The organism is Pseudomonas sp. SWI44, assembly GCF_002947915.1.
GTDB classification, from domain to species: domain Bacteria; phylum Pseudomonadota; class Gammaproteobacteria; order Pseudomonadales; family Pseudomonadaceae; genus Aquipseudomonas; species Aquipseudomonas taiwanensis.
In genome coordinates this window covers 5,256,243-5,275,833 of sequence record NZ_CP026674.1, presented here as the reverse complement: position 1 = coordinate 5,275,833, position 19,591 = coordinate 5,256,243, and the positions used below count along the sequence as shown (strand labels likewise).

Below are 19,591 nucleotides of genomic sequence, written 5' to 3'. Positions count from 1 at the left end.
CGGTCACCTCCCGTTCGCTGCCCCCGTTTTGGGGGATATGCCCCAGAAAACCTGAGCTTTCGAGCTACGACGCAAGCACCGTGCCGCTTGCCATCCCGCATGCCGCAAGGCCCCGAGGCAGACGTGCACGGCAGTTGCATAAGGCTTGAAAAAGCATGTCCACATGCAGCGGAGGGCTTCACCATGCAGCGCAGAATCAATACCCAACGTGGTTTCACCCTGCTTGAGCTTCTGGTGGTGTTGGTGGTGCTTGGCCTGTTGGCCGGGATCGTCGCGCCCAAATACTTCAGCCAGCTCGGCCGCTCCGAGGCCAAGGTGGCGCGGGCACAGATCGAGGGGCTGAGCAAGGCGCTGGACCTCTATCGCCTGGAAGTGGGGCATTACCCCAACAGTGAGCAAGGATTGCAGGCGCTGGTGGCAGCCCCCAACGGCGAGGCACGCTGGTCCGGGCCTTACCTGCAGAAAGCGGTGCCACAGGACCCCTGGGGCCGGCCTTATATTTACCGCCAACCGGGTGAGAACGGCGGCGAGTACGACCTGCTCTCGATGGGCAAGGACGGCCAGCCCGGCGGCGATGGGGAGAATGCCGAAATCACCAGTTGGCAGTAAGGAGAACGGCCATGCGCTACAGCCTCAAAGCCTTGGGTAGCCGGGGCCTGGTGCAGTTGCAGATCGACGCAGAGGATATCGAGCAGGCGCGGCGCAAGGCCGAAGAGCAAGGCCTGAAGGTGGTCAGTGTGCGTGGCCAAGGGCACTGGCTCGGCGGCCTGACCTGGCGCCGCGAGGCAACCTTCGACCTGGTGCTGTTCAGCCAGGAGCTTTCAACCTTGCTCAATGCCGGCCTCCCCCTGATTGACGCCCTGGAAAGCCTGGCGGAAAAGGCTCCTGCCGCCGCGACCCGCAAGGTGCTGGCGGCGTTGGTAAGCCAGCTCTACGAGGGCCGCTCGCTGTCCCAGGCCCTGGGACAACAACCGCGGGTCTTCCCAAACCTGTATGTGGCGCTGGTGCAGTCCAGCGAGCGCACCGGCGCCCTGGGAGATGCGCTGACCCGCTACATCAGCTATCGCCAGCGCCTGGACATGGTTCGGCAGAAGCTGGTGGGCGCCTCGATCTACCCCTTGCTGTTACTGCTGGTGGGTGGGGGTGTGGTGCTGTTTCTGCTGGGCTACGTGGTCCCCCGCTTTAGCCTTGTGTTCGAAGGCATGGGCACCGAACTGCCCTGGTTGTCACGGGTACTGATGCAGATCGGTCTGTTCCTGCACGCCCAGCAACTGCCGTTGGGCCTGTCGGCCTTGGTGAGCATAAGCGCACTGGTCGTACTGCGCCGGCATCCGGCGCTGCGGCGTTGGGCATCCCGCCAACTGCGACGTGCTCCGGCCCTGCATCAGCGCCTGATGATGTACGAGCTGGCTCGGTTCTATCGCTCGCTGGGCATATTGTTGCAGGGCGGTATTCCCATCCTCACCGCCATGGGTATGGCCCGCGGCCTGCTGGGCAGTGCCGCGGCCCAGGGGCTGGAGCAAGCCAGCAAACGGGTGGGTGAAGGGTTGCCACTGTCCGATGCGCTGGAAGCGGGCCAACTGGTGACGCCCGTTTCGTTGCGGCTGCTTCGGGCGGGTGAGCAGTCAGGCAACCTTGGCGAAATGCTGGAGCGCTGCGCGGACTTCCACGACCAGGAAATCGGACGTTGGGTGGAGTGGTTCGTTCGTCTGTTCGAACCGTTGTTGATGACCTTCATCGGGCTGTTGATCGGCCTGATCGTGATCCTCATGTACATGCCGATCTTCGAGCTGGCATCGAGCATCCACTGACCATCAGGCGGACGAGACGGCTCCGCCCGCCTGTGGCGCGACTCAGTGCCCTGCCGACGCCGGTCCGGCCTTGGCGGTGAAGGGTGGCTTGGCCAGCCATACCAGCAGGATCAGGCCGGCGAACACCCAGGTCATCAAGGTGAAGTAGTCCACCGTCGACATCATGTACGCCTGTCCGTTGAGCATCTGTTCCAGTTGCGCGTAATGCTGTGGGGTGGCGCCGCCCAATTGCTCCAGGGTGTGCCGCGTCGTCGGGTCGTAGGCGCTGATGTGCTCGCTGAGATAGGCGTGGTGCTGGTCGGCGCGGCGAATCCAGATCCAGGTCGTCAACGAGGCGGCAAAGCTGCCACCCAAGGTGCGTAGGAAGGTCGCCAGGCCAGAACCATCGGCGATCTGCTGCGGCGGCAGGTCCGACAGCAGGATGCTCAGGGTTGGCATGAAGAACAGCGCCACACCGATGCCCATGAACAGTTGCACCAAGGCTACGTGCTGGAAATCAACGTCGCTGGTGAAACCTGCGCGCAGGTAACAACTGGTGCCGATGGCCAGGAACGCCAGCCCGGCCAGTACCCGGAGGTCGAAGCGGTGCGCATACTTGCCCACGAACGGCGACAGCACCACCGGCAGCAGGCCGATCGGCGCCACCGCCAGGCCTGCCCACGTGGCGGTATAGCCCATCTGGGTCTGCAACCACTGCGGCAGAATCAGGTTGATGCCGAAGAATGCGGCGTAGCCCCCGACCAGCACCAGCGTGCCGATACGAAAGTTGCGGTGAGCGAACAGCCGCAGGTTGACCACAGGGTGTCGATCCGTGAGCTCCCAGATCACGAAAATCGCCAGGAACACCAGCGAAATCAGGCTGCCGACGATGATGAACGACGACTCGAACCAGTCCAGGTCGTTACCTTTGTCCAGCACTACCTGCAGGGCACCGACGCCAACGATCAGCGTCAGCAAGCCGATGTAGTCCATCGGCTGGCGACTGGTGACCACCGGACGGGTGCGCATCTGCTGACGCACCACGGCTGCGGCGAACAAACCGATGGGCACGTTGATGAAGAAGATCCACGGCCAGCTGTAGCTGTCGGTGATCCAGCCGCCCAGAATCGGCCCGGCGATCGGCGCCACCACCGTGACCATTGCCAGCAACGCCAGCGCCATGCCCCGCTTGGCCGGCGGATACACCGCGATCAGCAGTGTCTGGGTCATCGGGTACAGGGGCCCGGCCACCACACCCTGCAATACCCGAAAGCCCACCAACTCGGGCATCGACTGCGCAATACCGCAAAGAAAAGAGGCCAGCACGAACAGCAAGGTGGCCCAGATGAACAGTTTCACCTCACCGAAGCGGCGGCTCAGCCAGCCGGTCAGCGGCAACGCAATGGCGTTGCTCACCGCGAACGAGGTGATCACCCAGGTGCCCTGCTCATAGCTGACACCCAGGTTACCGGAGATGGTCGGCAAGGCCACGTTGGCGATGGTGGTGTCGAGCACCTGCATGAAGGTAGCCAGCGACAGGCCGATGGTGGTCAGCAGCAGGCTCGGCGGCGTGAACTGCGCAGGGGCTTGGTTGCTCATCGCTGGGCCGTCTTGCCAGTCGCGCTGTTTTCGTGAATCAACCGGGCGATCAGCTTGTCAGCCTCGACCAACTGGCGATCGTAAACCTGCGTGGTGTAACTGGCCTGCTGCGGTGGCTGCTGGGCCAGCGCCGGGCCACTCTGGTCGTGCAAGTCCACCTCGACCACCGTGGACAGGCCGATACGCAGCGGGTGGTCCTTGAGCTGCTCGGGGTTCAGTTGGATACGCACCGGGACACGCTGCACGATCTTGATCCAGTTGCCGGTGGCGTTCTGCGCAGGCAACAGGGCAAAGGCACTGCCGGTGCCGGCGCCAAGGCTGTCGACCGTACCGCTGAAGGTGACCTGGCTGCCGTAAAGGTCTGCAGTGATCTGCACAGGTTGGCCGATGCGCATCTCGCGCAGTTGGGTTTCTTTGAAGTTGGCGTCGATCCAGACCTCGTCCAAGGGAATGACTGCCATGGTCGCAGTGCCCGGTTGCAGGCGCTGTCCCAACTGCACGGTGCGCTTGGCGACATAACCGGTCACTGGGGCCACCAAGGTGGTACGGGCATGGTCGAGATAGGCCTGGCGCAGATCGGCGGCGGCAGCCATCACCTCAGGGTGCGAAGACACCACAGTGTCGTCGATAAGCGCCGCGCTGGTGTTGAGCTGCTGGCGGGCGCTGTTCAGGGCGCTCTGGGCCACGCTCAGGTCGTCACGAGCGTGGGAGATTTCCTCAGCCGCGATGGCCCCGCTGTCGGCAAGCACCTTGCGTCGGTTGTAGTTGTCCTGGGCCTTCTGCAGCTCGGCCTGGCGGGTCTGCAACTGGGCCTTGAGGGCATCGACATTGCTGTACAGGCCTCGGACCTGGCGCACGGTGCGGGCCAGCTTGGCTTCGGCGGACTGCAGCGCAACCTCGCTGTCGGCCGGGTCGAACTGCAACAGCACCTGGCCCGCGTGGACCAGGTCACCATCGTCAGCACCAATGCTGGTCACCGTGCCGGTCACCAGTGGGGTGATTTCCACCACGTTGCCGTTGACGTAGGCGTCGTCGGTGCTTTCGTGCCAACGCCCGACCAGGCTGTACCAAGCCCAGGCGCCGAGGCCACCGAGGACCAGCAGCAGAAGCAGGCCGAGCAGCCAGACCTTGCGCTTGCGCGAAGGTTCGGGGGTGGCGGAGGGATGAGAGGCGTCTGCGGGAGTAGCCATGACAGTACCTTGGAGAATGCTTGACAGGGATCAACGATCGCCGAAGCGGCGGATCGTCAGGGGGTCGCCAGAACCGAGCAGAACCTTGGCCAGCAGGCTTTCGAGGGTCTTGAGTTCCTCAGGCTGCAACACACCGACCAGCTCGTTCATCGCCAGGGCGCCGATCTCGGGCAGGCGATCGGCCAGGCGCTGGCCATCGGCAGTCAGCGCCAGGCGGACCTGGCGCCGGTCGTCCTCGCAGCGGTTGCGCAGGACCAAGCCCTTTTGCTCGAGGCGGTCGAGCATGCGGGTCATCGAACCACTGTCCAGGCCCAGGTAGCGGCACAATTCGGCCGGCGTATCCACCTGGTACTGGGTGACGATGATCAGCACCTTGAACTGAGCAGCGGTCACGCCCTCGGACTCAAGGTGCCAGTCCAGAATGCGGTCCTTGAGGATCGCCGCCCGGCCCAGGAGCATGCCGATGGCACAGGTATGGAAATTTTCCGGGTTGAAATGGGACATCGGGGTCTGCTCGATTAGATGTGTAAAAATATTACTGCCTAGGCAGTTAATGTCAAAGCTTTGATTAGGTGGCTATGTAAATAGAGATGAATGGTCCGCCTTGGTTCGAGCGGCCTTGCATCGCGAAAGGCCGCTCAAACAGCGGATGTAAACACGTAGGTGATTCAAGCCTTGCTTACCACTCCCAACCCCAGTGCTTCCACCACGCCGCAGGCAATCGCCATTCCCACCAGCTCTGCCAGACTTTGCGCCTGCAATCGCTTCATCACCCGTGCGCGATAAAGATCGACGGTCTTGACACTCACCCCCAGCCGCTCGGCCACCTCGCGGCTGCTCAGGCCTTGGGCCAGAGGCACGAATACATCGCGCTCACGCGGTGTCAGGGCATCGATCCGCGCCTGCACCTGCGCCAGCTCGCCACGCCGCGCTCGCCCGGCACGCTCCAGCGCGGCCTGGACACTGTCCAACAGCAACTGGTCGTTGTAAGGCTTCTCGATGAAGTCACAGGCGCCGGCCTTGAATGCCCGCACCACGATGGGCACATCGGCATGGCCGCTGACGAAGATCACCGGAATCTCCAATCCCCGCTCACGCAGTGCCTGCTGCACCGCCATACCGCCGACTCCCGGCATGCGTACATCGAGCAATACGCAGGCCGGCCCATCGTCCACGCATGCCTCCAGAAACGCTGGTCCGCTGGCGAACGGCAACGCCTGCAACCCCACCGACTCCAAGAGCCATACCGTCGAGTCGAGCATGCCCTGGTCGTCATCGACCACATACACTTTCGCTTGCACCCTTCTGCCTCCCGTTATCCCCGGCTCACGGCCAGCCGACAGCACATCACCAGCCCGCCCTGCTCACCCAATCGTGCCCACAAGTTGCCGCCAAAGCCCTCGATCAGGCTGCGGCTCATGCTCAACCCAAGCCCCAGACCGGCCGCCTTGCTGGTGGTGAACGGTATGAAGATATCCTCCAGGCGTTCAGGCGCTACGCCTGGCCCTTGGTCCTTCACTTCGACCAGCACACTGTCGCCCTCGCGCACCGCGCCCAGCAGGATACGCGACGGTCGCTCGCCGTGCTGCTCGCGGTTGGCATCGATGGCATTGCGCAACAGGTTGAGCAGCACCTGCTCCAGCAACACCCGGTCGGCATAGACCGCAGGCAACTGCGCGCTCACACGCAGTTCGATGCTGACCTGCTCGCGGGCAGCCTCCCAAGCACACAGGCGAATGGCTTCGCCCGCCACGTCGGCCACTTCAATGGCCTGCAGGCGCCTTGGCCCCTTGCGCAGGAACGCCCGCAAACGGCGGATCACTTCGGCCGCGTGGGTAGCCTGCTCGGTGATACGCAGCAATCCCTGGCCAACCCGCTCACGCGCCTGCGGGTCGTGGTCCAGGCCCTGCAAGTAGCGCTGGCTGGCGTTGGCGTAATTGACCACCGCCGCCAATGGCTGGTTGATTTCATGGGCGATACCCGAGGCCAGCTCGCCCAGGGTGGCCAGCCGCGCACCATGAGCCAGGCTCTCCTGGGCCTCGATACGCAACGTGATGTCCCGAGAGACACAAACGATCTCCACCACCGCACCGGTGTAGGTTTCACGTATCGCGCGGGCGGCGATCTCGAACCAGCGGTAGTTGCCCGACGCGTGGCGCACGCGGCAGGTCATGGTGTGATAGCCGTCCTGATCCAGGGCCTCGGCGGCCTGCTGCAATACCTGACGGCGCTCACGGGGGTGCAACAGCGCGCGAACCGCCGTGCCACGCAGGTGCTCAGGCCATACGCCCACCAGTCGATAGGCGGCGGGCGAGGCGTCGAGGAAACGGCCATCGGGGCTGTGACGTGAGATCAGGTCAGTGGTGTTTTCGATGATCAAGCGGTAAAGGCGTCGCGCCTGGGCGGCTTCCCGAGCCCCCATACGTTCGTCGCTCGCATCGCGGCAGCGGGCCAGCACCTGTTGGCGCCGATCGTCAGGGATGAAAGTCCATAACAGGATGCGCTCACCGACCTGCACCTCCACGTCAGCAATTGCCCGGTGCTGATGCAGACATGCACGCACCAGCGCCCCAGCGTTAGACGGCAGCCAGCCGGCCAGTGCAAGGCCCTCGTCAAGCAACGCCTGGAGAGCCGGGTTTACGGCGAGGGGCTGGGCATCGGCCGCCAGAATCAGGCTCGGTTGTGGATCTAGGGCGAGCAAGGGTGAGGGGTGTGTGTCCACGTTACAAAGCTCACTCGTATAGTATTTATACTATATTGCTATGGTCGATATTCCAGATACCATAGCAATTCGCGTAAAACAGCGACAGAGGAAGGCGGCCCATTGCGCGCCTTCCCGTTCCCTGATCAGAGCTAACAATCAGCCACCGGGGTCATGCGCACAACTTGCGCCTGTCTCCCCTACAGGAAAACCGCATGTCGATCTTCTCTCAGGGCCTGATGCCCGCTGCTGTCAACCACGTCGCCCTCACCCCCTTGAGCTTCATCGAACGCACCGCTGCCGTCTACGGCAGTTACCCGGCGGTGATCCATGGCGCCATCCGCCGCGACTGGCGCGAAACCTACCAACGCTGCCGCCGCCTGGCCAGCGCTTTGGCCGGGCGCGGCATCGGCCCTGGCGACACCGTGGCGGTGATGCTGCCGAACATCCCGGCCATGCTCGAAGCGCACTTCGGCATACCTATGGTTGGCGCCGTGCTCAATACCCTCAATGTGCGCCTGGATGCCGAAGCGATCGCCTTCATGTTGCAGCATGGCGAAGCCAAGGTGCTGATCACCGACCGCGAGTTCCATGGTGTGATCAGCGCCGCCCTCGCCCTGCTCGAACACCCCCCACTGGTCGTGGACGTGGACGACCCCGAATACGGCGAGGGCCAGCCAGTCAGCGAACTGGACTATGAAGCCTTTCTGGCCGAAGGTGATCCGGCGTTCGACTGGGAATGGCCCGCTGACGAATGGCAGGCCATCTCCCTCAATTACACCTCGGGCACCACCGGCAACCCCAAGGGCGTGGTTTACCATCACCGCGGAGCCTACCTCAATGCCTTGGGCAACCAGATGACCTGGGCCATGGGCCACCATCCGGTGTACCTGTGGACCCTGCCGATGTTCCATTGCAACGGCTGGTGCTACCCCTGGACCATCACTGCCCTGGCTGGTACCCATGTGTTCCTGCGCCGGGTCGATCCCCAGCGCATCCTAACCCTGATCCGCGAGCATCGGGTTAGCCACCTGTGCGGTGCGCCGATCGTGCTCAATGCCCTGGTGAACATGCCAGAGAGCGCCAAGGCGGCTATCGAACACCCCGTGAACGCCATGGTCGCAGGAGCCGCCCCGCCGGCCAAGGTGATCGGCGCGGTGGAAGAAATGGGCATTAAGGTCACGCATGTGTACGGCCTGACCGAAGTCTATGGCCCCGTCACCGTCTGTGCCTGGCACGCCGAGTGGGATGAACAGCCACTGGCCGAGCGGGCGCGGATCAAGTCGCGCCAGGGTGTGCGCTATCCGACACTGGACGGCCTGATGGTCGCCGACCCACAGACCCTGCAGCCCGTACCTCGCGACGGGACTACCCTGGGCGAGATCTTCATGCGCGGCAATACGGTGATGAAGGGCTATCTGAAAAACCCCGAAGCCACTGCCGAGGCCTTCCGAGGCGGCTGGTTCCACACCGGTGACCTGGCTGTGTGGCATGCCGACGGCTACGTCGAAATCAAAGACCGACTCAAGGACATCATCATTTCAGGTGGCGAGAACATCTCCACCATTGAAGTGGAAGACACCCTGTACAAGCACCCTGCCGTACTGGAGGCCGCCGTGGTAGCCCGCCCGGACGAGAAATGGGGAGAAACACCGTGCGCCTTCGTGGCACTCAAGCCAGGACACGAGGCCACCCGTGAAAGCGAGATCACCAGCTGGTGCCGCGAGCACCTGGCCGGGTTCAAGGTGCCCAAGACCGTGGTGTTCGGTGAACTGCCCAAGACATCGACCGGCAAGATCCAGAAATACGTTTTGCGTGACCGGGCCAAAGGACTGTGACCTGCCCTACTGCCATCCGACTTTTTCAAGAGCGCTGCCATGACTGACTACAATGCCCCCTTGCGCGACATGCGCTTCGTCCTCCATGAGCTGTTCGACGGCCCCGCCCTATGGGCGCGCCTGCCGGCCCTGGCCGAACGGGTCGACGCCGACACCGCCAATGCCATCCTCGAAGAAGCGGCCAAGGTCGCCGGCCAATTGATCGCCCCGCTCAGCCGCAACGGCGACGAGCAAGGCGTGCAATTCGATGCCGGCCTGGTCACCACTGCGCAAGGCTTCCGTCAAGCCTGGCAAACCTACCGCGAAGGCGGCTGGGTGGGCCTGGGCGGCAACCCTGAGTACGGCGGCATGGGCATGCCGAAAATGCTTGGCGTGCTGTTCGAAGAGATGCTCTACGCCGCCGATTGCAGCTTCAGCTTGTATTCGGCATTGAGCGCCGGCAGTTGCCTGGCACTCGATGCCCACGCCAGCGAAGCGCTCAAGGCGACTTACCTCCCGCCCCTGTACGAAGGCCGCTGGGCCGGCACCATGTGCTTGACCGAACCCCACGCCGGCACCGACCTGGGAATGATCCGCACCCGCGCCGAGCCCCAAGCCGATGGCAGCTATCAGATCAGCGGCAGCAAGATCTTCATCACCGGTGGCGAACAGGACCTGACCGAGAACATCATTCATCTGGTACTGGCCAAACTGCCGGATGCCCCTGCTGGCGCCAGGGGTATCTCGCTGTTCCTGGTACCCAAGTTCATGGTCGAGGCAGACGGTCGCCTGGGGGTACGCAACGCCGTGCACTGTGGTTCGATCGAGCACAAGATGGGGATCAAGGCCTCGGCCACCTGCGTGATGAACTTCGATGGTGCCACTGGTTACCTGGTCGGCGAGCCAAACAAGGGCCTGGCCGCCATGTTCACCATGATGAATTACGAACGGCTATCGATTGGCATCCAGGGTATCGGCTGCGCCGAAGCGTCCTACCAAAGCGCCGCCCGATACGCCAACGAGCGTCTGCAAAGCCGCGCCGCCAGTGGCCCGCAAGCACAGGACAAGGCTGCCGACCCGATCATCCATCATGGTGACGTTCGGCGCATGCTGTTGACCATGCGCACCCTCACCGAAGGTGGCCGGGCTTTCGCCGCCTACGTCGGCCAGCAACTGGACCTGTCGCGCTACGCGGAGGACACCAATGAACGCGAGCAAGCCCAGCGCCTCGTGGCGTTGCTCACGCCAGTGGCCAAGGCATTCTTTACCGACAACGGCCTGGAAAGCTGCGTGCTCGGGCAGCAGGTCTATGGTGGCCACGGTTACATCCGCGAGTGGGGCCAGGAGCAGCGTGTGCGTGACGTGCGCATCGCCCAGATCTATGAAGGCACCAACGGTATCCAGGCCCTGGACCTGCTGGGACGCAAGGTGCTCGCCGATGGTGGCCAGGCCCTGGCCAGTTTCATCCACGAAGTGCGCGCCTTCGCCGTGACCGCTCCCCTGCACCGCGACGCCCTGCAGGAAGCCCTGACACGCCTTGAAGCTACCAGCCAGTGGCTGCAACAACAGGCCCCTGCCCAGGCCAACCTCGTCAGTGCCGTGGCGGTGGAATACCTGCACCTTTTCGGTTTGACCGCCTATGCCTACATGTGGGCGCGCATGGCCGCCGTGGCGCAGGCCAAGGCCGATGAAGACCCGTCCTTCTACGGCGCCAAGCTGGCCTGCGCCGACTTCTACTTCCAACGCATCCTGCCACGCAGCCTGGCCCTCGAGGCCTGCATTCGGGCCGGCAGCGCCAGCCTCTATGGGATGACGCCCGCGCAATTCTGACCCACCTCGCGCCCCATGGCCCGCAATGTCCGATGGGGCGCGAAGCATTCTCAAACGCTGAATATTCAGCGCAAAACCGACAAAAGACCGCTCATCTGATAGTCATTCGCCATTACCTCGGTTCTCGGAAACCCCTCGCCAGGGGTAGAATGCGCAAAACCGGAGCCGCAATGAACCACGATCCCTTGACCCCCGCCCCTGACGATGCCATTACCGACGCCGCCGCGCATTGGTGCATGCGTCTGCATGCCGACGACTGCACGGCGGCCGAGCGCGAGGCGTTCACTCGCTGGCTGGCCGCCGATAAGCGGCACGCCGAAGAGTACCAGGCGATGCTGGAGATCTGGGATACCGCCGAGCTGCTGCCCCGTACGGCCACGGTGGTCGAATTCAATCCGGCGCCACACGTCACCCGCCGCACTCGCACGCGGCGCCCGCTCGCTTCTGCCGCGGCCATTGCCCTGGCGGTACTGCCGTTGGCGGGCTGGATCGGGTGGGAACAAGGCTGGTTACCCAACCAGTACCAGCACTTCGAAGCCGACGGCCGGATGCAGACCGTGCAACTGGGCGATGGCAGCCAGGTCGACCTCAACCTCAACACCGAGCTGACCTACCTCAATTTCAAGGATCAACGCCAGGTCAGGCTCAAGCGCGGCGAGGCGTTCTTCAACGTCACCCACGACAGTGCGCACCCGTTCATCGTCCACGCCGGTCGTGGCCAGACCCGCGTCACCGGTACCCAGTTCAACGTGTGGAAGTACCAGGACGAGGTCAAGGTCACCCTGGTGGAAGGTTCGGTTCTGGTCAGCAGCGACGGCAGCGAAGGCGGCTACCGCCTGGGCCCTGGGATGCAGGCCAGCTACCACACCGGCGACTTCGAGCCGCAACTGGTGCAGAGCAACGACTTTGGCAACGCCCTGGCCTGGCGCAGCGGCAAACTGATTCTGGACAACCTGAGCCTCGACCAGGCCCTGCCGGTGATCAACCGCTACCTCGACGCACCGCTGTTGCTCGCCGATGCCAGCACCGGCCGGATCCGTATCAGCGGTATCTACAACACCCGCGAGGTCGAGCGGCTGGTCGACAACCTGCCCAAGGTCCTGCCGGTTTACCTGACCCGCAGCAAGGACGGCAGCACCGTCCTCAACCGCATTTCTCCTCCGCCGAGCGAGGGCTGACGGCGGCCAGCCTTACAGCACCATTGCCGCCAGCCAGCCAAAGGCCAGCAGCGGCAGGTTGTAATGGATGAAGGTCGGCACCACGGTATCCCAGATGTGGTGATGCTGGCCGTCGACGTTCAGACCTGAAGTTGGACCCAGGGTCGAGTCTGACGCCGGCGAACCTGCATCCCCCAGCGCTCCAGCAGTACCGACGATGCAGACGGTGGCCACCGGGTCGAAGCCCAGTTGCACGCACAGCGGTACGAAGATCGCCGCCAGGATGGGCACCGTGGAAAACGACGAGCCAATGCCCATGGTCACCAGCAGTCCCACCAGCAACATCAGCAAGGCACCGATGCCCTTGCTGTGATCGATCCACTGCGCCGATGCCTCGACCAGGCCCTTGACCTCACCGGTCGCCTTCATCACTTCGGCGAACCCCGAAGCGGCGATCATGATGAAGCCGATCATGGCCATCATCTTCATGCCCTCGGTGAACAGGTCGTCCGTGTCCTTCCAGCGCACGATGCCCGACAGCGAGAAGATCAGGAAACCCACCATCGCGCCGATGATCATCGAATCCAGCCACAATTGAACGATGAACGCGCAGGCAATGGCCAGTCCCGCCACCAGTAGGGTCAGAGGGTTGTACTGCACACTGACCTGCTCCACCTGCTCGATGCGTTCCAGGTCATAGTCACGACGTTTGCGGTAGCTGAAGAACACCGCGATCAGCAGGCCTGCCAGCATACCGGCAGCCGGAATGGCCATCGCATGGGTCACGTTGATACCGCTGACATCGACCCCGGCGCGAGCGACATTGGCCAACAGGATTTCATTGAGGAAGATGTTGCCGAAGCCTACCGGCAGAAACATGTAGGGCGTGATCAGGCCGAAGGTGATGACGCAGGCGATCAGGCGTCGATCGATGCGCAATCGAGTCAGCACGTACAGCAGGGGCGGAACCAGCAATGGAATGAAGGCGATGTGGATAGGCAGGATGTTCTGCGACGACACCGCCACCACCAGCATCAGGCCGATCAGCAGCCACTTCATCCGACCACCCTCGGCATGTCCCTGGCGGTCGATCATGGCCAGGGCACGGTCAGCCAGCGCATGGGCCAGCCCGGACTTGGCGATGGCCACGGCGAACGCACCCAGCAACGCATAGGACAGCGCCACCGTGGCACCACCGCCCAAGCCGCCGTTGAACGCCTTTAGCGTACCTTCGATACCCAGGCCGCCGAACAGCCCTCCAGCCAGCGCACCGATAATCAGGGCGATGACCACATGCACCCGAGACAGGCTGAGTATCAGCATGATGCCGACCGCGGCGATCACTGCATTCATGGTTTGGCTTACCTCGTTTGCGACAGAAAAAAAGCGCGCACTCTGAAGCACCGAGCGAAGGATGTCAAAAGCGCCATGTGTCGACCTGTTTCGAGGCGATCAACGCGTCGCCACAGGCTGGGCCAAAAATTAAATTGATCGTTCGAATAAAGAAAAAAATTTCAGCGCCGACACAGTCTCTAGCCCAGACCTATTACAAGGGAATTCTCCCCATGCCTTTGCGACAACTTTCCATCCAGTGGAAAATCACCCTGCTCGCCGGTCTCTGCCTGGCGGGTATTGTCACGTTGCTTGTAGGACTATCGCTGTATCGCATGGACCACAGTTCGGACCTGGTCAAGCAAAGCAGCACGCAGATGCTCACCCAGGCAGCCCAGGCACGCATCGAGTCACAAGGTGAAGTCCAAGCGCTGAACATTCGCCGCCAGTTCATGGACGCCTATCAATACGGCGCAGGGTTCGCCCGTCAGGTGCTGTTCCTGCGCGAACAAGCCGAAAAGCGTTTCCTCGACGCTTTCGACCTGCGCGAGGACATGACCCGCCAGGTGCGCGCCGCGCTGCAGGCCAACCCCGACCTGCTCGGCTTGTCGCTGGTGTTCGAACCCAACGCTCTGGATAACAAAGACAGCCTGTTCGCAGACAAGGCGGAGCTGGGCAGCAACGAAACCGGGCGTTTTTCCCTGTACTGGTCGCAACCACGAGCAGGCCAGCTGACCTCCATGTCCCTCCCCGAGCGCGACTTGACCGATACCCAAATCGGGCCGAGCGGGCAGCCGGCCAACACCTGGTTCGTGTGCCCACGCACCACCGGTAAAGTCTGCGTGGTCGAGCCTTACTTCTATGACATCGACGGCCAACGGGTGCTGATGACCAGCATCGTCTTCCCGCTGTCGGTTCAGGGCAAAGTGGTCGCGACGCTTTCCGTCGACATCAATCTCAACAGCCTGCAAGCCCTGAGCGAAGACGCCAGCCGCAGCCTGTACGAAGGTCGTACCACCGTCGGCATCCTCAGCCCGGCAGGCCTGCTGGCAGGCTACAGCGCCGACGCCAGCAAGCTTGCCCATCGTTTCGACGAGGTTGACCCGGCCAAGGGCGACGAACTGGTCCGCAAGCTGGCGGAAGGCAAGCTCAACGTCCTGCACGACCAGCAACGTCTGAAGGTACTGACGGCATTCCAGCCGATCCCAGGCGCCCAGCCATGGGGTGTACTGCTCGATGTGCCGGAGAACGCCCTGACCGGGCCGGCTGAAACCCTCAAACGCGAACTCGACACCCTCAACACCAGCGGCACCTTGCTTGAACTGGGCCTGGGCCTGGCAGCGGCGATCGCCGGTCTGCTGATGGTGTGGCTGATGGCCCGTGGCGTCACCCGACCGATTCTTGGGGTAGCGGCGATGCTCAAGGACATTGCCAGTGGCGAAGGCGACCTCACCCGCCGCCTGACCTATGACAAGCGCGACGAGCTCGGTGAACTGGCTGGCTGGTTCAACCGCTTCCTGGACAAACTGCAGCCCACCATTGCCGAGGTCAAACGCTCGGTCCAGGCTGCTCGCGGCACCGCCGACCAGTCTTCGGCCATCGCCACTCAGACCAGCGCCGGCATGGAGCAGCAATACCGCCAGGTCGACCAGGTCGCCACCGCATCCCATGAAATGAGCGCCACGGCTCAGGACGTTGCCCGCAGCGCAGCCCAGGCCGCCCAGGCCGCCCGCGATGCTGATCAGGCAACCCGCGAAGGCCTTGCGGTAATCGACCGCACCACCCAGAGCATCGACACCCTGGCCGCCGACATGAGCACCGCCATGGCCGAGGTCGAAGGGCTGGCACAGAACAGCGAGAAGATCGGTTCGGTGCTGGAAGTGATCCGCTCGATCGCCGAGCAGACCAACCTGCTGGCTCTGAACGCCGCCATCGAGGCTGCACGGGCGGGTGAAGCCGGCCGTGGCTTCGCCGTGGTCGCCGATGAGGTACGCAACCTGGCGCAACGCACCCAGGAATCGGTGGAAGAAACCCGTCAGGTGATCGAAGCCCTGCAAGCCGGTACCCGCGAAGTGGTCGGTGCCATGGACAACAGCCACCGCCAGGCCCAGGGCGGTGTCGAGCAGGTCGGACAGGCCGTGACCGCGCTGCAGCGTATCGGACAGGCCGTGACGGTGATTACCGACATGAACCTGCAGATCGCCTCAGCGGCCGAGGAGCAGAGCGCGGTGGCCGAAGAGATCAACAGCAATGTGGCGACCATTCGCGATGTGACCGAGTCGCTGTCCGGGCAAGCCAACGAGTCGGCGCGGGTCAGCCAGTCGCTCAACAGCCTGGCCAACCAGCAACAGGCGTTGATGGACCAGTTCCGCGTCTGAGCCTCGAGGGCCGGCAAAAGCCGGCCCTCTTCACATGGCCACCACGCTGGCCGCCAGGTGCGCGGCGCTGGTTTCTGAGCGCGGCATTACACCCGTCAACCGTCTGTGTGCAAAACAACGTGTTCCCAAACATCGGTCCACGCTAGTCTGTGCCGGAATCCGACAACGGAACACCGACCATGCTCCACCTGCTGCTGACCACCTTGGTCCCGATCATCGTGCTGATTGCCTTGGGAACCTTCCTGCGCGCTCGTGGTTTTCTGGCCGAACCATTCTGGCCCGGCGCAGAACGCCTCAGTTACTACGTGCTGCTGCCGTCGCTGTTCCTGCATGGCCTGGCGACCGCCAACCTCGATGGCGTTCCGGTAATGGGCATGGTTGTCGTGCTGATGCTCTCGACCGTGCTGGGTGCCCTGCTGCTGATGCTTTACCAAGGCGCCGCCAACCATGACGGGGCCGACTTCACCTCGGTATTCCAAGGCGGCGTGCGCTTCAACAACTACATCGGGGCCACATTGGCAGCCGGCATCTATGGCAGCGCCGGCATCGCACTGGCGGCAGTTGCCAACGCAGCGATCGTGCCGCTGGTGAACCTGCTTTGCGTCCTGGTCTTCGCTCGTTTCAGCGCACGCCACAGCTCACCGATCACGGTACTGCGGGCAATCTTTGCCAACCCTTTGATCGTCGGCTGCGCGGGCGGGCTGCTGTTGCGGTTCAGTGGCCTGGGTCTGCCCGCGGGTATCGAACCCACGGTCAAGGCGCTGGGCCAGGCTGCCCTGCCCTTGGGCTTGCTTTGCGTGGGAGCGGCCCTGGGCGGTGCAAGACTTGGCCAGCAGGTGCGGCCGTTGGTGGCCGCTTCGACGTTCAAGTTCCTGGTCATGCCGCTCACAACCTGGGGGCTGTGCCGGCTGCTGGGGCTGGGCGGTCAGGCGGCCGTCGTGGCAGTGCTGTTCCAGGCGTTGCCCACGGCTTCATCGTCCTATGTCATGGCCCGGCAAATGGGCGGCAACGCACCGTTGATGGCCACCATCATCGCCCTGCAGACAATGGCTGGCGCAGTCACCCTGCCATTGATGCTCTCGCTGACGTTGAGTTGATGGCGATTGGCTAGACTGTGATTCAGCTCACAGTACGGACATTCGCCCATGCGCCTATCGTGGATGGTAATCGCGCTGACCACAGCCCTGCTTGCAGGCCCTCTTCACGCGGCCGACAGTACCAAGGCCGCGGTCGCCGAGGACAAGGCCGAAGCGCTCGAGGAAAAAGTCGTCGAGGATGCCCCGCCACCGAAGAAAAGCGAAACCCTGACCCCGAGCGAGGTAAAAGCGGTGGACCCGGCCGGCCAGTCGCCGATGGACGACAGCATCACCTGCCTGGCCCGGACCATTTACTGGGAAGCCAAGGGTGCCACGGACGAGGACATGAGTGCGGTGGCCAGCGTAGTGCTCAATCGCCTGGGCCATGAGGGCTTCCCGGACTCGATCTGCGCGGTGGTCAAGCAAGGGGTCGAAACCAAATCCTGCCAGTTCTCCTGGTGGTGCGATGGTCGCCCGGACCAGGTCGAAGAAGAACAGCGCTACACCATCGCCAAGGAAATCGCGCGCAGGGCCCTCAACCAGCAACTCAAGGACCCCACAGGCGGCGCACTGTACTTCCATGACCGCAACGTACACCCGGAGTGGGCCAAGGCCTACCGCAAGACCGCCGAGACCCAGCATTTTCTTTTCTACAAGCCAAACCAGGCGTTGGCCCGCTGAGCCAGGTCATTGGATCGCACTTTTCCGGCGACCAATGGTCTATCCCCTCCTTTGCCGCCCATAACCTTTCTGCCGGCTTCACCGGCAAGCTGCACGATTCCGGGCCAAAAGCCTCGAGCTTGTGTAGGATGGGCAGCGCTTACCAAGACGCTGCCAGCCATAGGGAGATCCACATGCGCGTCCTGTCATCCGTTGCCGCCTTGTCACTGGGCCTGGTCGTCTCGACGGGGGCCCTGGCCGTTACTGGCGAAGAGGCGCAACTGATCGATTCGATCAATGCCTATCGCAGTCAGACGCAACGCTGCGGCGGCGAGGTGTCGCTGGAACTGCCGCCCCTGAACAGCGATACGCGCCTGGCACTGTCGCCGGAAGGCACCCGCGACCTGCAGCAGGCCATGTCCCGCGCGGCCTACCCCATGGTCAATGTCCAGGCCATCAGCCTGTCCGGCCCGCGCGACGCCCGTGCCGCGATGAACGCCATCGAAGAGAGCTTTTGCCAGGTGGTGCTCGACCCCCAATTCGTCGACATCGGTGTGAGCCAGGAAGGCCGTGACTGGCGTATCGTTCTTGCCCGTCCGCTGCTAAGCGGCGGGCTGGGCGACTGGCAAGCCGAGGGGCAAAAGGTGCTGCAGGCGATCAATGCCGCACGCAAGGTACCACGCCAATGCGGTGGCCAACCCTATGCCGCTGCCCCCGCACTGGGCTGGAACGCGACGCTGGCAGGCGTGGCCGCCAGCCATACCCGAGCCATGGCCAATCAGAATTTCTTCGACCATGTCGACAAGGATGGCCGCACCCCGGGCGACCGCGCCGAGCTTGCCGGCTACCTCTATCAGCAAATCGGCGAGAATATCGCCGCCGGTCGCGATACGGCGCGCAAGGTGGTCGACGGCTGGCTGGACAGCCCAGGACACTGCGCCACCCTCATGAACCCAGACTTCCGCGAACTGGGCGCGGCCTATGCGGTGGACCCGAAAAGCGATGCAGGCATCTACTGGACGGCGCTGTTCGGCAGTCCACAGTAAGTCCTTCTGGTGAAGGGGTTTCAAGGACCTGTCCGGCGCAAGACCTGCGCCGTGCAACCAAAGCGCCGGCGCACGCATTTGCCCAGGTAACTCGCATCGCCCAACCCTACCTCGTCGGCAATCTGCGCCAAGCTGTGACTGGAATTGAGCAGTCGCCAACGCGCCTGCTGCAAGCGCATCTCCAGCCACCAGCCTTTGGCGCTCATGCCGTGGCTGGCCTGGAATTGTCGATCCAGCTGGCGCCGACTGATGCCAAGCTCGCTGGCCAGTTGTTCGACGGACAGCTTCGCCCCCAGATGGTGACGCATCAGCGCCAAGGCCCGCGTAACCTGACGCCCCTGCCCAGCCCCGGTTTCGAGCGAGCGCAGCGCGTGACGGCTGTGGCGTGTTTCGTCCACCAACATGTCGGCCAACCCCTTGAGTGCACGGGTTCGACCGCAGGCTGCCGACAACAGCTCCACTGCAAGGTCGATGACCGCCGTACCGCCTGCACAGGTAATGCGCCCGCCATCGATGCAGTACAGCTGCTCGGGCAGAACCTGAAGGTGCGGGAAACTGGCTCTGAACTCCACTTCGTGGCGCCAGTGCACCACCACCTTGTGCCCGTCCAGCAAGCCACAAGCCGCCAGCAGAAAGGCTGCATTGTCGACTGCGACCAGCTTCACGCCCGCCTTGACAGCCTGCCTGAGCAGGCCTTGATAACGCGGAGCGAGCTGGGCGGTTGCGCCCGCGCTGCGTCCGCCGAACACCACCAGGTAGTCGTAACCGCGCAGTTCCAGCTGCTCCGGCGTTACGTGCACATGGACCACCGCCCCACTGCTCGATGGCACCGGATCGTCAGTCAGGCCCAGCAATGTCCAACAGCAATACCGCTGACGGCTGTAATCCTCATCGTCGGCGCTGAAACGCAGCTTGTCGAGAAAGCCGCCGAAGGGCAGCAAGGCAAAATCCGGCAACGGCAGGATCAACAGGCGAAGATCAGGGGGCATTGCACAATGTCCAGAAAACACCATTG

General features: G+C 63.3%; 16 protein-coding genes and 1 pseudogene. 10 read left to right on the top strand and 7 right to left on the bottom strand.

The features are described 5' to 3' along the window. Positions 1–183 precede the first annotated feature (183 nt). Entirely contained in the window at positions 184–609 is a 426-nt protein-coding gene (gspG, locus tag C4Q26_RS24875) for a type II secretion system major pseudopilin GspG (protein ID WP_104883830.1), read from the top strand. Positions 610–620: 11 nt separating this feature from the next. After that, positions 621–1,811: a type II secretion system F family protein gene (locus C4Q26_RS24870; protein ID WP_104883829.1), complete on the top strand. Its 1,191-nt coding sequence runs from the start codon at positions 621–623 to the stop codon at positions 1,809–1,811. Between the two features lie 42 nt (positions 1,812–1,853). Here C4Q26_RS24870 and C4Q26_RS24865 read toward each other — a convergent pair whose 3' ends face one another. From C4Q26_RS24865 to C4Q26_RS24845, 5 genes are all read right to left on the bottom strand, one after another. Further along, entirely contained in the window at positions 1,854–3,389 is a 1,536-nt protein-coding gene (locus C4Q26_RS24865; protein ID WP_023380831.1) for a DHA2 family efflux MFS transporter permease subunit, read from the bottom strand. Continuing rightward, positions 3,386–4,579 carry an efflux RND transporter periplasmic adaptor subunit gene (locus C4Q26_RS24860; RefSeq protein WP_023380832.1) on the bottom strand — a complete coding sequence of 398 codons (1,194 nt, stop codon included), beginning with the start codon at positions 4,577–4,579 and terminating at the stop codon, positions 3,386–3,388. The genes C4Q26_RS24865 and C4Q26_RS24860 overlap by 4 nt, the downstream gene beginning before the upstream one ends. Positions 4,580–4,609: 30 nt before the next feature. Continuing rightward, positions 4,610–5,083: a MarR family winged helix-turn-helix transcriptional regulator gene (locus C4Q26_RS24855; RefSeq protein WP_023380833.1), complete on the bottom strand. Its 474-nt coding sequence runs from the start codon at positions 5,081–5,083 to the stop codon at positions 4,610–4,612. Between the two features lie 164 nt (positions 5,084–5,247). After that, a complete protein-coding gene (locus C4Q26_RS24850; RefSeq protein ID WP_104883828.1) occupies positions 5,248–5,880 on the bottom strand; it encodes a response regulator transcription factor in 633 nt (210 codons plus the stop codon). Between the two features lie 14 nt (positions 5,881–5,894). Then, positions 5,895–7,301 carry a sensor histidine kinase gene (locus tag C4Q26_RS24845; protein ID WP_104883827.1) on the bottom strand — a complete coding sequence of 469 codons (1,407 nt, stop codon included), beginning with the start codon at positions 7,299–7,301 and terminating at the stop codon, positions 5,895–5,897. A 194-nt stretch (positions 7,302–7,495) separates the two neighbouring features. On the opposite strand from C4Q26_RS24845, the gene C4Q26_RS24840 reads away from it, so the two are divergent. The 3 genes from C4Q26_RS24840 (at position 7,496) to C4Q26_RS24830 (ending at position 12,105) form a co-directional block, all read left to right on the top strand. Next, entirely contained in the window at positions 7,496–9,118 is a 1,623-nt protein-coding gene (locus tag C4Q26_RS24840) for an acyl-CoA synthetase (protein ID WP_104883826.1), read from the top strand. Positions 9,119–9,157: 39 nt separating this feature from the next. Next, positions 9,158–10,927: an acyl-CoA dehydrogenase C-terminal domain-containing protein gene (locus C4Q26_RS24835; protein WP_104883825.1), complete on the top strand. Its 1,770-nt coding sequence runs from the start codon at positions 9,158–9,160 to the stop codon at positions 10,925–10,927. Positions 10,928–11,097: 170 nt separating this feature from the next. Then, a complete protein-coding gene (locus C4Q26_RS24830; protein WP_104883824.1) occupies positions 11,098–12,105 on the top strand; it encodes a FecR family protein in 1,008 nt (335 codons plus the stop codon). Between the two features lie 12 nt (positions 12,106–12,117). Here the strand turns inward: C4Q26_RS24830 and C4Q26_RS24825 are convergent, their stop codons facing one another. Next, the gene (locus tag C4Q26_RS24825) at positions 12,118–13,437 is read right to left on the bottom strand and encodes a Na+/H+ antiporter family protein (protein WP_023380842.1); all 1,320 of its coding nucleotides are present in this window, start codon (positions 13,435–13,437) and stop codon (positions 12,118–12,120) included. A gap of 212 nt (positions 13,438–13,649) precedes the next feature. On the opposite strand from C4Q26_RS24825, the pseudogene C4Q26_RS28935 reads away from it, so the two are divergent. The 5 genes and pseudogenes from C4Q26_RS28935 to C4Q26_RS24805 all read left to right on the top strand — a co-directional run. Continuing rightward, positions 13,650–14,888, top strand: a pseudogene (locus C4Q26_RS28935) (chemotaxis protein); the annotation flags it as partial. Between the two features lie 150 nt (positions 14,889–15,038). Then, the gene (locus tag C4Q26_RS28930; protein ID WP_371919406.1) at positions 15,039–15,794 is read left to right on the top strand and encodes a methyl-accepting chemotaxis protein; all 756 of its coding nucleotides are present in this window, start codon (positions 15,039–15,041) and stop codon (positions 15,792–15,794) included. 179 nt (positions 15,795–15,973) lie between these two features. Continuing rightward, a complete protein-coding gene (locus C4Q26_RS24815; RefSeq protein WP_104883823.1) occupies positions 15,974–16,891 on the top strand; it encodes an AEC family transporter in 918 nt (305 codons plus the stop codon). A gap of 48 nt (positions 16,892–16,939) precedes the next feature. Further along, positions 16,940–17,551, top strand: coding sequence for a cell wall hydrolase (locus C4Q26_RS24810; RefSeq protein ID WP_041925504.1), 612 nt, complete (start codon positions 16,940–16,942; stop codon positions 17,549–17,551). Positions 17,552–17,724: 173 nt separating this feature from the next. Continuing rightward, entirely contained in the window at positions 17,725–18,576 is an 852-nt protein-coding gene (locus C4Q26_RS24805; RefSeq protein ID WP_023380848.1) for a CAP domain-containing protein, read from the top strand. 20 nt (positions 18,577–18,596) lie between these two features. Here C4Q26_RS24805 and C4Q26_RS24800 read toward each other — a convergent pair whose 3' ends face one another. Next, a complete protein-coding gene (locus tag C4Q26_RS24800; protein WP_027906688.1) occupies positions 18,597–19,565 on the bottom strand; it encodes a GlxA family transcriptional regulator in 969 nt (322 codons plus the stop codon). Positions 19,566–19,591: the final 26 nt, after the last annotated feature.